Here is a 12,992-nt window from a genome sequence, read left to right as displayed (position 1 = left end):
GCGCGGGGCGTGCGGGCGGCGAGGAACGGTTACGCGAAAGCTGTGATCACAGCGAGGCCAGCGAGGCGACCTCACGGGCGAAATGCGGGGTACGGGCGGCGACGGTGAGCAGCCCGGCGGCTTTCAGAGCCTGATATCCGCCGACCAGATCGGTGGCCCGGTGCAGACCGAGTTGCTGCAGCGAGGCGGCGGCCAGGCTGGAGGTGTATCCCTCCGAGCAGACCACGATCCATTCCACATCGTGGTCGGTGGCCAGCGCCAGTCGCGCGGAACTCGACGGATCCAGCCGCCATTCCAGGACATTGCGTTCGATGACCAGGGCGCCGGGCAGGGTTCCCTCGCGATCGCGCTGGGCTTGCGGGCGGATGTCGACGAGGATCGCGCCGCGGCCGAGCGCCTCGGGAAGCTGCCAGGCATAGATACGGGTGAGGGCGGCGCGGGCGTGGTCGAGCATCTGATCGATGGTCAGGCGGCTCATCGGATATCACCTTCGGGCTCATCGGTGAGAACGGTGCGGGTGCGGCGCAGCGTGCCGTGACCGGTGACCTCGTAATAGGACATTGCGGTCAGCGGCGGCGAATACGCGTGCACGCTCAGGGTCGGTTCGGCGGTGACGGGCTCGATCGCCGAGGGCGCGCGCATCACCTCGTGCACCCAGCCGATCGGGAAGGACGCCTGATCACCCGCCGAGAGTGTTCTTGCGCGTAATTCCGTTCCGTTCCAGCGTAATTCGGACAGCGCACCGCTGAGCACGGTCAGCGCGCCGAGCGAGCCGGCGTGATCGTGCAGTTCGGTGGTCTTCGACGGGGTCCAGCTGATCAGCCAGACGTCGACCTCGTCGTCGGCGTGGATCCGGGTGGACCAGCGTTCGACGCTGGGCAGGATGCCGCCCTCGGGCAGCAGGTGGTCGTAGCGCCCGTCGAGCACGTCCTCGGCGCCCTCGTCGGTGATGCGCAGCAGGTCGGCGGGACGCAGCCGGGTCGGCAGCGCGGGCGCGACCGGGCGCTCCAGGCGAGGGTCGTCGGACAGGCCGACGGTGGTGGCGCGGCGACGCGCGGTGATCAGCGGGGACCCGGCCGCCCGGCGGGACTGCGCCGAGACGGAATCGGCGGGTGCGGTGCGAGCCTGCGCGGAATCGGCCGAAGAAAGAACAGAGGTACGCATGAGCGTTGCTCCAGGAAGTGTGAACGGTCGAGGGACTGGAAGAAGTCAGCCTCGAACGGTCGAGGCCGGATCAGCCTCGACAACACTCCTGGGTACGCGCACGGTGGAACACGCCAGCGAGTGTAGCAGCGTCGTTCGCGCGGGCGACAGCACCGGGCGGCGTGATCCACGCCGCAATTCCGCAACGCTGCCGCCGTCGCATCGTCATCCCTTGCGCCGCTGCTGATTTCGCTCGTAGACCCGCAGCAGGCCGGTCAGCGTGAGATGCGGTTCGTGCTTGTCGATGGTCTCGGACTCCGGCACGATCAGCGGCGCGCTGATGCCGGTGGCGACCACCGTGACGTCGTTGCCCGCGAAGGCGTCGAACTCGTCGCGAATGCGGTCGATCAGCCCGTCGACCAGGCCGGCGAACCCGAACACCGCGCCGGACTGCATCGCCTCCACGGTGTTCTTGCCGACCACCGAGCGCGGCCGGGCCAGCTCGACCCGGCGCAGGCCCGCCTTCTCGATCAGCGCCTCCCCGGAGATGACCACGCCGGGGGCGATCACCCCGCCCAGGAACTCGCCCTTGGCCGAAACCAGGTCCACGGTGGTGGCGGTGCCGAAGTCGACGACGATCGCGGCCGTGCCGAACTGCTGGTAGGCCGCCAGCGCGTTCACGATGCGGTCCGCGCCGATCTCCTTCGGATTGTCCACCAGCAGCGGGATGCCGGTGCGCACACCGGGCTCGACCACCACGTGCGGCACATGCGACCAGTAGCGCTCCAGCATGGCGCGTAATTCGTGCAGCACCGGCGGCACGGTCGAGAGCGCGGCGACCCCGACCACCTCCTCCAGCGGCGCGCCGACCAGACCGCGCAGCTGCATGGCGAACTCGTCGGCGGTCAGCAGCGGGTTGGTGTGCGTGCGCCAGTGCCGGTGCAGGCGCGCGTGCGATCCGCTGCCGGTGAACAGGCCCAGTTCGATACTCGTGTTACGGACGTCGATGGTCAGCAGCATCGGTCCCCCGGTGGAGGCTTCCCCGGTCGCGGGGGAAGGGTCGGGCATCAGGCGAAGGTCAGCGAGCGCGGCGAGGTCAGGCCCGACCCCTCCGGCGCGTGCGCCGGATCGGCGCCGAGTTCGATCGCGCGATTGCGCTCGTCGACGAAGACCACCTTGGGCTCGTACTCAGCGATCTCCTGCTCGTTCATCATCCCGTAGGCGATGAGGATCACCAGGTCGCCCGGGTGCACGAGATGCGCGGCGGCGCCGTTGATGCCGATCACGCCGGATCCGCGCTCACCGGCGATGACGTAGGTCTCCAGGCGGGCGCCGTTGTCGATGTCGACGATGCAGACCTGTTCACCCTCGAGCAGGTCGGCGGCGTCGAGCAGATCCTGGTCCACCGTCACCGAACCCACATAGTGCAGATCGGCGTGGGTCACGGTGGCCCGGTGGATCTTGGACTTCATCATGGTGCGCAGCATCGTCGTCGCCTTTCTAGCGCGCGGGAGGAACGAGAGCGGGGTCGGCGGGCGCCGGTTTCGGCTGGGCGCCGTGGTTCGGATGCCCGTCGATCGGGGCGCCGAGGGTGACGGCGATGTTGTCGATCAACCGCGTGGCGCCGACCTTGGCCGCCACCAGCAGGCGGGCATTGCCGGTGGCCGGGGCCGGGCCGAGCGTCGAGGAACGCAATTCCAGGTAGTCCAGGTCGATGCCGTCGGCGGCGTCGAGGACCGCGCGGGCCGCGTCGAGCACGCCCTGCGCGCCGAGACCGCCCGAATGCGCGCCCGCCGACAGTGCGGCCGAGAGCGTCAGGGCCGTCTCGCGCTGCGCTTCGTCGAGGTAGCGGTTGCGCGAGGACAGCGCGAGACCGTCGGACTCCCGCACGGTCGGCACCGGCACGATCTTCACGTCGAAGTTCAGATCGCGCACCATCTGCCGGATCAGGGTGAGCTGCTGGTAGTCCTTCTCACCGAAGAACGCCTGGGTGGGACGGGCGATCTGGAGCAGCTTGGCGACCACGGTGAGCATGCCCGCGAAATGCGTTGGGCGGGTGCGGCCTTCGAGTTCGGCGCCCAGCGGGCCGGGGTGCACGGTCGTGCGCGGGCCGTCGGGGTACATGTCCGCCGGGCTCGGCGCGAACACCAGTTCCACGCCCTCGGCGCGCAGCAACTCCACGTCGGCGTCCAGGGTGCGCGGGTACTTGTCGAGGTCCTCGCCCGCGCCGAACTGCAGCGGATTGACGAAGATCGAGACGATGACGACCTGATTCGTGCGCTTGGCCTGCCGGACGATCTCGAGGTGACCGTCGTGCAGGGCGCCCATGGTCGGCACGAGCGCGACGGTGCGCCCGACGCCGCGCAACGCCTTGGCCACCGACCCGAGCACCTCCGGATCGTGGTGCACGGTCAGCTCGCCGGGGCGATACGCGCCACGGAGTGCGGTGTTCATCATCGGCGTCCCTCCAGCAGGTCGATCAGGGCGGAGTCGGCGGCGGCCCGGCGGGCCGTGCGCAGCGACAGAGCGCGGTAGGCCTCGGCCACGCCGGGATCGGCGGATTCGAGCGCGTCCAGGTGGGCAGCCACCGCACCGGCATCGCCCCTGGCCACCGGGCCGGTCAGGGCGGACTGGCCGCGGCGCAGGGCGTTGTCCAGCGCGGCCGAGGCCAGCGGGGCCAGCAGCCGTTCGGCCAGGCCGCCCGGCTGGTCGTCGACGATCTGCTGGCCGAGCAGGCCGGGGCCCGCCAGCGACTCGCGCAGCGCCTGCACGGCGTCGAGCACCAGGGTGACCAGGTGATTGCTGCCGTGCGCGAGAGCGGCGTGGTAGAGCGTGCGGTTCTCCTCGGCCACCCGGACCGGTTCGCCGCCCATCTCGATCACCAGCGACTGCGCGACGGCATAGCCGATGTCGTCGGCGGCGGTGACGCCGAAACAGGCGTTGGCCAGCCGGCTGATGTCCTCGTCGTGACCGGTGAAGGTCATCGCCGGGTGGATGGCCAGCGGGCGGGCGCCCAGGGCGGTCAGCGGTTCGAGCACGCCCACGCCGTTCGCGCCGGAGGTATGGGCCACCAACGTGCCGGGGCGGACCACCCCGGCGGTCGCCAAGCCGCGGACCAGGCCGGGCAGTTCGGCGTCGGGGACGGCGAGCAGCAGCAGTTCGGCGCGCGCCGCCACCTGCTCGACCGGCAGGATCTCCGAATCGGGCAAGCGGGTACGCGCGCGATGCTTGGAGGCATCGGAGATCGCGGCCACGCCGAACACCACGTGTCCGGCGCGTTCCAGGGCCGAGCCGAGAGCCGATCCGACGCGTCCCGCCGAGACGATTCCCACCGTCAGGCGTGCGGGCGCGGGGTCGAATCCCGACGCAGCGCTGTCGGAAGTCGGTTCCGAGGTCAACGTTGTCCTCTCGATGTCGTTCCAGTCCCGCCATGCGGGTACCGGACGTTTCGTGATCGAGGATATCCGCCCGCCGTTTGCCGGAGCTACCGGGACCCGGGGTGATTTATCGCTCACCGGCCGCGGCCGCGCGGATCAGCTGCCGTGCTGCCGCTCGGAGGCGAGGTTGGCCATGATCTCGGCGACCGACAGCCTGCGCCCGCCCGCCTCGTCGCCGGAGTCCCCGCGACGGCGACGGCGGGCGGGGGTGCCGATGGACGACTTCGGTTCGGTCGACGCGGCGGCGCCGGGCACGACGGTGTTCGCTTCCGTGATCGGTGACGCGGAGCCGGCGGCGACGGCCGAGGCGGCGGACTGCGCGGCGGGCGTATCGCCGGGTGCGGGAACTTCCGCAGCTGCGGCGGATTCGGTGGCGGCAGATCCCGCGGTATCGGGTTCGGTGGCGGCAGATCCCGCGGTATCGGGTTCGGTGGCGGCAGCACCGGTGGCAGCGGGTCCGGTGGCAGCAGCACCGGTGGCAGCAGCTCCGGTGGCAGCGGGTCCGGTGGCGGCGACGTCCGTTGTGGCAGGCCGGATGGCCGCGGACGCCCCCTCGGCGGGCCCTGCGGCAGCAGCGCCCGTGACCGCGGGGCCGGTGGCGGGCCCCGCCTGAGCGCCTTCGGCCGACGACGCGCCGGGCTCGTCGGAAGGGGTGTCGGCTTCGGCGGCGGCGTAGACGTCGGCCCAGGCTCCGGCGTCGCCGATGGCGTGGAACGCGTGCGGCCAGTTGTTCGGGCCGAGGCCGGTCGCGGCGGGGGCGGTGGGGTCGTAGTCGGCGGGGACGATGGAGGTCTCGGCTGTCACCGGCTCGTCGTCGGGGCCCGCGAAGGCCGCCGGATGGGGATGGCCTGGCTCGAACACCGGTGTCGATGTCCTGGAGCGGGTTTCGGCATTCGGCGAGTTACCGTTCGCCGGGGTATCCGTTCCGGCAGAGCTGCCGATCAACTCCTGTACGCGCACGGCGTCGGCGCGCAGGGCAGGACGGTCGACGGGGAGGTCACCGTCGAAGAGGCGTTGCAGGCTCTGCCGCAGGACCGAGAGTTCGGCGCGCAGGGCGGCCATCTCGGCGGCGTCGGCGCCGACCTCCGCACGGACTCTGGCCTCCACGCCCATCTCGTACTCGCGGCGCGCGGAGATCTCGCGGTCGAGTTGCAGTTCGTAGACCTTCTGCAGGTCGCGCACCTTCGCCTGATCGACGGCGGCGTCCTTGCGGTACTTGGTGGCGGCCATCGCGCCGATAGCGGCCGCCCACAGCGCCGCGACCATGCCCACGCGAATCCACTGCAGGTTGTTGCTGAAGATCAGGAACACACTGGCAACCAGCCCGAGCAGCACGAGAGCGCCGATGAGATAGCGCCCCGCCTGATCCCGCCGGGGACGGGAAGCGCTGCTACGGGACGGTCCAACCATGCCCGCCAGGGTAGCTTGCGCGCGCGGGCGCGCCCACGACGAGCCGGTGTGATTCGAGCCCCGAAGTTCGCTACGTGGTTGCTGTGTCGTCGGTGTGGTCCTCAGGAGCCCGACAGCAATACTCGAGCCACAGTGCGGCGGCGACCAACGCCACACCCGCGAAGAAGCCCACGACGGCACCGGGGGCGTCCGCGGCGGCAGCGGTCAGCTCACCGCGCTGCGGGAACACCCAGAACAGGAAACCGAGCCAGATGCCCGCGACGATCGCACCCACCTGCGCCGAGGCCTTGGCCAGCGCGACCGCGCGGGCCGCGGTGATCGGGTGCAGTTTGCGGCCGGTGCCGACTTCCTCGTTGTGCACCCTGGCACGGATGACGAACGCCAGCACCGCCTCGATCACCGCCACCGGATACAGCGATGCGCCGGCGAATACCGAGATCGGCGGGAAACTGCCGTAGGCGAACCGCGTCGCCCCCCAGGCCAGCAGCGCCGCGATCGCGAACGTGGCCACCAGATCCCACGCCTTGGTCGGCTTCAGTTGCACTCCGTCGATCCCTCCCCCGCGATCGCGCGGGTACTCAACGACAACTCGGTGCGGCGCACACCCGCGCGTTCGGCGGCGTCCAGATCGGCCAGCCAGTCTCGCACCGGTCGTACGACGCCCGCCACCGCCAGCGTCGCCTCCGGCTGCACCGCCAGCCACGGGATCAGCACGAAGGCGCGTTCGTGGGCGCGCGGATGCGGCAGGGTGAGCACCGGATCGGCACTGACCACCGGTTCGCCGCCCCGGGCGCACCAGACCACATCGACATCGAGTGTCCTTGCGCCCCAGCGGATCTCGCGGACCCTGTGCGCCGCCCGCTCCAGGCGCTGCCCGGCGGTCAGCCAATCGACCGGTTCCCGCGCGTCGTCGTCGACCACCAGCACCGCGTTCAGGAAATCGTCCTGTTCGACCCCACCCCACGGCGCCGTCGCGTACACCGGCGAGACAGCGACCAGGCAGTCGGCGAACTCCTCGACCACCCCGCGCAGGTGCGCCAGGCGATCACCGAGATTCGAGCCGATCGACAGCACCGCGCGGCTCATCCGGCCACCCGCCCCACCCGAGTGGACCGGCCCGCGGGCGCACCGGTCGACAGCGACCTGCCGCTCACCCGGCCTCCTGCCTGGTGCGGGTGGTGATCACGCGGACGTCGGCGAAGGTGTGCGGGATCGGCGCCGACGGCTTGTGCACCACCACTTCGGCGCGCTGGATGCGCGGATCGGTCATCACGTCGTCGGCGATCTCGGAGACCACCGTCTCGATCAGATTGCGCGGCGGGCCCGCCACGATGCGCACCGCCCGCTCGGCGAGCGCGCCGTAGTCGACGGTGGCGGCGAGGTCGTCGGAGGCCGCGGCGACGGTGAAATCCACCCACACGGTCAGGTCGATCACGAAATCCTGGCCGTCGCGGCGTTCGTGCTCGAACACACCGTGCCTGCCGAACACGCGCAGTCCGCGCAGTTCGATGCGGTCGAGTTCGGCCGCTCGCGGATCGGCGGCGCCCGCCGGGGCGGCCGGTGTGCTCTGCTGGGTCATCGGGTGGTTCCTCCGGGCCGCTCGGTCGGGTTCGCGGTCCTGGCCCGCCGCCAGGCGTCGACGACGGCGATCGCGTCCAGCGAAGAGCGCACGTCGTGCACCCGGACGCCCCAGGCGCCGTGCTCGGCGGCGAGCGCGGAGACCGTCGCGGTCGCCACCTCGCGCCCGTCGGGCGGCCGGGGACCGTCCTCGCCCGCGAGCAGGGTGCCGAGGAAACGCTTGCGGGACGCGCCGATCAGCACCGGCAGACCCGCCGCGACGAACTCCGGGAGCGCGGCCAGCAGCGCCCAGTTGTGCTCGGCGTTCTTGGCGAAGCCGAGACCGGGATCGAGGATGAGCCTGCCCGGATCGACGCCCGCGCGGACGGCCAGTTCGACCTGGGCGTCGAGTTCGGCACGCACCTCGGCGACCACGTCGTCGTAGTGCTCGGCGGGCCCGGCGTGCCGGTAGTCGGCCGCCGCCCGCCAGTGCATGAGGATCCACGGGATCTGCGCGTCGGCGACGACCTTCACCATGGCGGGATCGGCACGGCCACCGGACACGTCGTTGATCACCGCGACACCGGCGGCCAGCGCGGCCTCGGCGACCGCGGCGCGCATGGTGTCCACGCTGGTCGGCACACCCGCGGCGACCAGACCGCGGATCACCGGGGTCACCCGGGCGGCCTCGGTGGCCGGATCCACGCGTTCCGCGCCCGGCCGGGTCGACTCACCGCCGACGTCGATGATGTCGGCGCCCGCCGCGTACAACTCGATGCCGTGCGCGATGGCACGGTTCGGATCCAGATATCGCCCGCCGTCGGAGAAGGAATCGCCGGTCACGTTGACCACGCCCATCACCACACAGCGGCGATCGCCGCGTGTGGTGACGATCGGGACGGACTGGGCAGACACAGCCGCTGCCTGCCCCGCGAAACGGTTCACTTGCGCAGGATCAGATCGAGCGCCTCGGCACGCGAGGCCGCATTGGTCTGCAGCAGACCGCGCACCGCCGAAGTGGTGGTGCTCGCGCCGGGCTTGCGGATGCCGCGCATCGCCATGCACAGATGCTCGGCCTCCACCACGACGATTGCGCCACGCGGTTCCAGCTTGCGCATGACGGCGTCGGCGATCTGGCTGGTCAGCCGCTCCTGCACCTGTGGGCGCTTGGCGTAGAGGTCGACGACCCTGGCCAGCTTGGACAGGCCGGTCACGCGCCCGGCCGGGCCGGGGATGTAGCCGACATGCGCGACACCGTGGAAGGACACCAGGTGGTGCTCGCAGGTCGAGTACATCGGTATGTCGCGCACCAGCACCAGTTCCTGGTGCCCTTCGTCGAAGGTGGTGTCCAGTACCCGGTCGGGCTCGACGTACAGCCCGGCGAACATCTCGCGGTAGGCGCGCGCGACCCTGGCCGGGGTGTCGATCAGGCCGGGACGGTCCGGGTCCTCGCCGACGGCGATCAGCAGCTCGCGGATCGCCGCCTCGGCTCGGTCCTGGTCGAACAGGCGACCGGTCGCCTCCGCGCGCAGGCCGGGTTCGGACACCGCGCTGGTCGCGCCGTCGAATTCCGCACCGGTCACGTCGTCGAGCGCTGTGTCATGGTTGGCCGACAATCGAGGACACCTCCAAATCCGCGCCGGTGATCTTCGCCCGGCGAGGGTCGAGCCTAATCGGCACCGGATCAGTTCCGGCCGTTCGGCCCGTCCCAGTCACGGCGGTCGTCGTCGTGGCCCGGGCCGGGACGCGACGGGTCGTCGTAGGCCGAACCTTCCTGGCCCGCGGTCTCCCCCTGCTTCGGCTCGCCCCACGGCTGGAAGCCCTGCGGCGGTTGTGGCTGTTCCGGCTGTGGCTGCCGGCCCCAGCCGCCGTAACCGGCGGCGCCCGCCTGCTGTGCGGGATCCTCGCGCGGCGGCCAGCCGGGAGCCGACCAGCCCGCGGGGGCGCCGTAGTCCGGTCGCGAACCCTGGGTGGGCGCGCCGGGGCGCGGATAGCTCTCGGTGGGCGGGGTGTAGCCCGGCTGCGGGTAGGCGTACTGCGGTTGCGCCTGGTAGCCGCCCTGCGCCTGGCCCTGATGGCCACCCGCCTGCGGGGCGCCCTGGGGCGGCGCCGCATGCCCGTTGGCGGGCACCGGCTCCAGCCGCTTGGCCGCGACCTGCACCGCCGCCGCACCCTGCGACTGCTCCGGGGGCCAGGGCTCGCCGCGCTCGGCGGCCAGTTCGCCCGGGGTCTTCACCGGGGGCTTGTCCGAGGGGATCCGCTCGCCGAAATCGTTGAACGCGGTGATGCGCGGGCGCTTGGTGACGCCGGTGAAGATCTGCTCCAGATCCTTGCGGTGCAGCGTCTCGCGTTCCAGCAGCGCGACGGCCAGATCGTCGAGCACATCGCGATACTCGTTGAGGATCGACCACGCCTCGGTGTGCGCGGCCTCGATGAGGTTGCGCACCTCCTCGTCGATCTCGCGGGCCACCTCGTGCGAGTAGTCCGAGGCCATGCCCATCGACCGGCCGAGGAACGGGTCGCCCTGCTCCTGGCCGTAACGGACCGCGCCGAGGCGTGCGCTCATGCCGTACTCGGTGACCATCGCGCGGGCGATCTTGGTGGCCTGGTCGATATCGGAGGACGCGCCGGTGGTGGGCTCGTGGAACACCAGCTCCTCGGCGGCGCGGCCGCCCATCGCCATGACCAGGCGGGCGATCATCTCCGAGCGGGTCATCAGGCCCTTGTCGTCCTCGGGCACGGTCATGGCGTGACCGCCGGTGCGCCCGCGCGCGAGGATGGTGACCTTGTAGACCGGCTCGATGTCGGGCATCGCCCAGGCCGCCAAAGTGTGGCCGCCCTCGTGGTAGGCGGTGATCTTCTTCTCGTGCTCGCTGATGATGCGGCTCTTGCGGCGGGGGCCGCCGATGACGCGGTCGACCGATTCCTCGAGCGCCTCGCCGGTGATGACCGAGCCGTTCTCGCGCGCGGTGAGCAGCGCGGCCTCGTTGATCACATTGGCCAGGTCGGCGCCGGACATGCCGACGGTCCGCTTGGCCAGACCCTCGAGGTCGGCTTCCGGGGAGATGGGCTTGCCCTGCGAGTGCACCCGTAGGATCGCGCGGCGGCCGGCCAGGTCGGGATTGCCGACCGGGATCTGCCGGTCGAAGCGGCCGGGGCGCAGCAGCGCGGGATCGAGGATGTCGGGGCGGTTGGTCGCCGCGATCAGGATGATGCCGGTGCGATCGCCGAAGCCGTCCATCTCGACGAGCAGCTGGTTGAGTGTCTGCTCGCGCTCGTCGTGGCCGCCGCCGAGACCCGCGCCACGCTGGCGGCCGACCGCGTCGATCTCGTCGACGAAGATGATGCAGGGGCTGTTCTGCTTGGCCTGCTCGAACAGGTCGCGGACCCGGGAGGCGCCGACGCCGACGAACATCTCGACGAAGTCCGAACCGGAGATGGTGAAGAACGGCACGCCCGCCTCGCCCGCGACCGCGCGCGCGAGCAGGGTCTTGCCGGTGCCGGGCGGGCCGTAGAGCAGCACGCCCTTGGGGATCTTCGCGCCGAGCGCCTGGTAGCGCACCGGATTCTGCAGGAAGTCCTTGATCTCGTAGAGCTCCTCGACCGCCTCGTCGGCGCCGGCCACATCGGCGAAGGTGGTCTTGGGCATGTCCTTGGACAGCTGCTTGGCCTTGGACTTGCCGAAGCCCATCATGCCGCCGCGGCCGCCGCCCTGCATGCGGGCCATCACGAAGATGAACAGGCCGAGCAGAATCACCATCGGCAGCACGAACAGCAGGATCTGGGCCAGCCAGCTGTCCTGCTTGACCACCGTGTTGTACGGCGCGCCGGATGCCTGCACGGCGTCGAAGATCTTCGAGGAGGTCTCGCTACCGCCGGGATACTTGGCGATGATCTTGTCGGAACCCTCGGTGGCGTCGTTGCCGTTCTTCAGATCGATGCGCAGCTGCTGCTCGCGATCGTCGATCTGGACGTTCTCGACATTGCCCTTGTCCTGGAGCTGGCTCAAGGCCACCGACGTGTCGACGCTCTGCCAGCCGCGCGTGTCGTCTCCGAAGTAGCTGAACGCATAGATCACCAGCAAGATGCCGGAGACTATGGCCAGGGTGCGAAACACTGTCTTGCGGTTCATAGAGCGTAGGCCGGGCGGCCAGTCCTTTCCGGTTTCTCCGGGTTCTTGCCGAGTGATCCATCGAGCAGCGATACATCGAGCACAGCGTGTGGCATTTCGCACCCGGGTTCCGTCCGCTGAGGGAATCGGATGCGGACATGCCAGGTTACCGCGTACGGTCTACTCGATACATCGCGCCGTTCGGCAATCGGTGCGGTTCGACAGGTAAACGACCGGGAAACAGCGAAGGTTCCCGATTCTCCGCACCGGTTTACCTCGAGTGGACACAAGCATGTCATGTTCGGCCTATCGTGAGCGACGACACAAAACGGAGCGCAGGGGGTATGGACATAGTCGAGCTACGAACGCCCACCGCGATCGTGCGGCACGGGCACGGACGTCTGATCGTTCTCCGTCCGGGTGGCGAGGGCGACGCCGAGGGTGAACGCGTCCTGGACGTTCCCGTCGACGAACTGTTGAAGGTCCGCTTGAGCAGGCGGGCCGACGACGCCGTCGTCATCGAGATCTATCTGCGCCACCCCGCCCCGGTGCTCACCGGCGTACCCGCCGACCGCACCCCGCTGCCGGTCCTCATCGCCGAGCACGACGTGCCCGCCGCGGGCCGCATCATCGAGCGCATCAACGACCAGATCCTGAACGCGCAGCGGATCGACATCGCCGCACCCGAGCTGGATCCGCCCGCACCCGTGTGGGGCGAGGACGGTCCGACCAGGGGCGACGTCGACCGCGCGGTGTCGAGGATGACCCGGCGTCCCGGCGCGGAGGCGGGCATCGCCGCGCTGCACCACTTCGTCCGGCCCGACGAATACGTCCTGGAGACGACCGTGGCCACCGCGCGCCCGGCCGCCGGTCCCGGCCTGCTGGCCGCCACCACTTCCCGGGTGCTGTTCGTCTCGCTCGATCCCGAGAACGGCTGGGCCCACGAATTCCCGGTCGCCGCGGTGCTGTACGCGCATTCCACCGAGACGCCCGCCGGGGCGCCCGGCGAGATCGGCGCCGCGCGCGGCGAGACCGGCCTCGAGATCAACGACGGCCATCTCACCCTGCGCTTCACCGGCGCGGACCGGGCCGATATGGAACGGGTGGCGCTCGCGGTGAGCTTCGCGGTACGCCGCGAGGCCGTCGACGGTTCGGCTGGACCGCCCGACCCGGATGTCGCTCAGCTGTACGCCGAGTGGGAACTCCTGGTCGAGCGGCACTCACTCGGGATGGTCGACGACGTGCAGTTCCAGCGCTACGGACGCGGCATCCTGCGCTCGCTGCCCGACGCGGGCTGATTCACCCGCCCCGCGGTCTGCCCGGCGCGGACCGGC

At 70.7% G+C, this 12,992-nt stretch carries 14 protein-coding genes; 1 reads left to right on the top strand and 13 read right to left on the bottom strand.

From position 1 onward, the window contains the following. Positions 1 to 46: 46 nt before the first annotated feature. From ON26_RS01805 to ftsH, 13 genes are all read right to left on the bottom strand, one after another. The gene (locus tag ON26_RS01805) at positions 47 to 469 is read right to left on the bottom strand and encodes a rhodanese-like domain-containing protein (RefSeq protein ID WP_040794192.1); all 423 of its coding nucleotides are present in this window, start codon (positions 467 to 469) and stop codon (positions 47 to 49) included. A 5-nt stretch (positions 470 to 474) separates the two neighbouring features. Further along, positions 475 to 1,029, bottom strand: coding sequence for a cysteine dioxygenase (locus tag ON26_RS01800; protein WP_245545687.1), 555 nt, complete (start codon positions 1,027 to 1,029; stop codon positions 475 to 477). 339 nt (positions 1,030 to 1,368) lie between these two features. Then, the gene (locus tag ON26_RS01795; protein ID WP_040794160.1) at positions 1,369 to 2,163 is read right to left on the bottom strand and encodes a type III pantothenate kinase; all 795 of its coding nucleotides are present in this window, start codon (positions 2,161 to 2,163) and stop codon (positions 1,369 to 1,371) included. Between the two features lie 47 nt (positions 2,164 to 2,210). Then, positions 2,211 to 2,630: an aspartate 1-decarboxylase gene (gene panD / locus ON26_RS01790; RefSeq protein WP_040794159.1), complete on the bottom strand. Its 420-nt coding sequence runs from the start codon at positions 2,628 to 2,630 to the stop codon at positions 2,211 to 2,213. A gap of 13 nt (positions 2,631 to 2,643) precedes the next feature. Beyond that, positions 2,644 to 3,600, bottom strand: a complete 957-nt coding sequence (gene panC, locus ON26_RS01785) for a pantoate--beta-alanine ligase (protein WP_040794158.1) — start codon at positions 3,598 to 3,600, stop codon at positions 2,644 to 2,646. After that, positions 3,597 to 4,541 carry a Rossmann-like and DUF2520 domain-containing protein gene (locus tag ON26_RS01780; RefSeq protein WP_040794157.1) on the bottom strand — a complete coding sequence of 315 codons (945 nt, stop codon included), beginning with the start codon at positions 4,539 to 4,541 and terminating at the stop codon, positions 3,597 to 3,599. The genes panC and ON26_RS01780 overlap by 4 nt, the downstream gene beginning before the upstream one ends. Before the next feature lie 135 nt (positions 4,542 to 4,676). Further along, complete coding sequence (locus tag ON26_RS31420) at positions 4,677 to 5,990, bottom strand: DUF6779 domain-containing protein (RefSeq protein WP_157171755.1); 1,314 nt, start codon at positions 5,988 to 5,990, stop codon at positions 4,677 to 4,679. A 70-nt stretch (positions 5,991 to 6,060) separates the two neighbouring features. Further along, complete coding sequence (locus ON26_RS01770; RefSeq protein ID WP_218000530.1) at positions 6,061 to 6,528, bottom strand: DUF3180 domain-containing protein; 468 nt, start codon at positions 6,526 to 6,528, stop codon at positions 6,061 to 6,063. Next, on the bottom strand, positions 6,525 to 7,076 hold the full coding sequence (gene folK / locus ON26_RS01765; RefSeq protein WP_040794155.1) for a 2-amino-4-hydroxy-6-hydroxymethyldihydropteridine diphosphokinase: 552 nt from the start codon (positions 7,074 to 7,076) through the stop codon (positions 6,525 to 6,527). Before folK ends, ON26_RS01770 begins: the two co-directional genes overlap by 4 nt. 64 nt (positions 7,077 to 7,140) lie before the next feature. After that, complete coding sequence (gene folB, locus ON26_RS01760; protein ID WP_083883654.1) at positions 7,141 to 7,569, bottom strand: dihydroneopterin aldolase; 429 nt, start codon at positions 7,567 to 7,569, stop codon at positions 7,141 to 7,143. After that, positions 7,566 to 8,405, bottom strand: coding sequence for a dihydropteroate synthase (gene folP / locus ON26_RS01755; RefSeq protein ID WP_051026522.1), 840 nt, complete (start codon positions 8,403 to 8,405; stop codon positions 7,566 to 7,568). Before folP ends, folB begins: the two co-directional genes overlap by 4 nt. Positions 8,406 to 8,488: 83 nt before the next feature. Continuing rightward, positions 8,489 to 9,163 (bottom strand): GTP cyclohydrolase I FolE, encoded by a 675-nt coding sequence (folE, locus tag ON26_RS01750; protein WP_040794154.1) that lies wholly within the window; start codon positions 9,161 to 9,163, stop codon positions 8,489 to 8,491. Between the two features lie 68 nt (positions 9,164 to 9,231). Continuing rightward, on the bottom strand, positions 9,232 to 11,679 hold the full coding sequence (gene ftsH / locus ON26_RS01745; protein WP_040794153.1) for an ATP-dependent zinc metalloprotease FtsH: 2,448 nt from the start codon (positions 11,677 to 11,679) through the stop codon (positions 9,232 to 9,234). A gap of 323 nt (positions 11,680 to 12,002) precedes the next feature. Between ftsH and ON26_RS01740 the strand changes: the two genes are divergently transcribed. Beyond that, on the top strand, positions 12,003 to 12,956 hold the full coding sequence (locus ON26_RS01740) for a hypothetical protein (RefSeq protein WP_051026511.1): 954 nt from the start codon (positions 12,003 to 12,005) through the stop codon (positions 12,954 to 12,956). The last annotated feature ends 36 nt before the right edge of the window (positions 12,957 to 12,992 follow it).

The sequence above is a fragment of the Nocardia higoensis NBRC 100133 genome, assembly GCF_000308595.1.
Taxonomy (GTDB): Bacteria; Actinomycetota; Actinomycetes; order Mycobacteriales; family Mycobacteriaceae; genus Nocardia; species Nocardia higoensis.
This window is presented reverse-complemented; position numbering and strand designations above follow the sequence as displayed.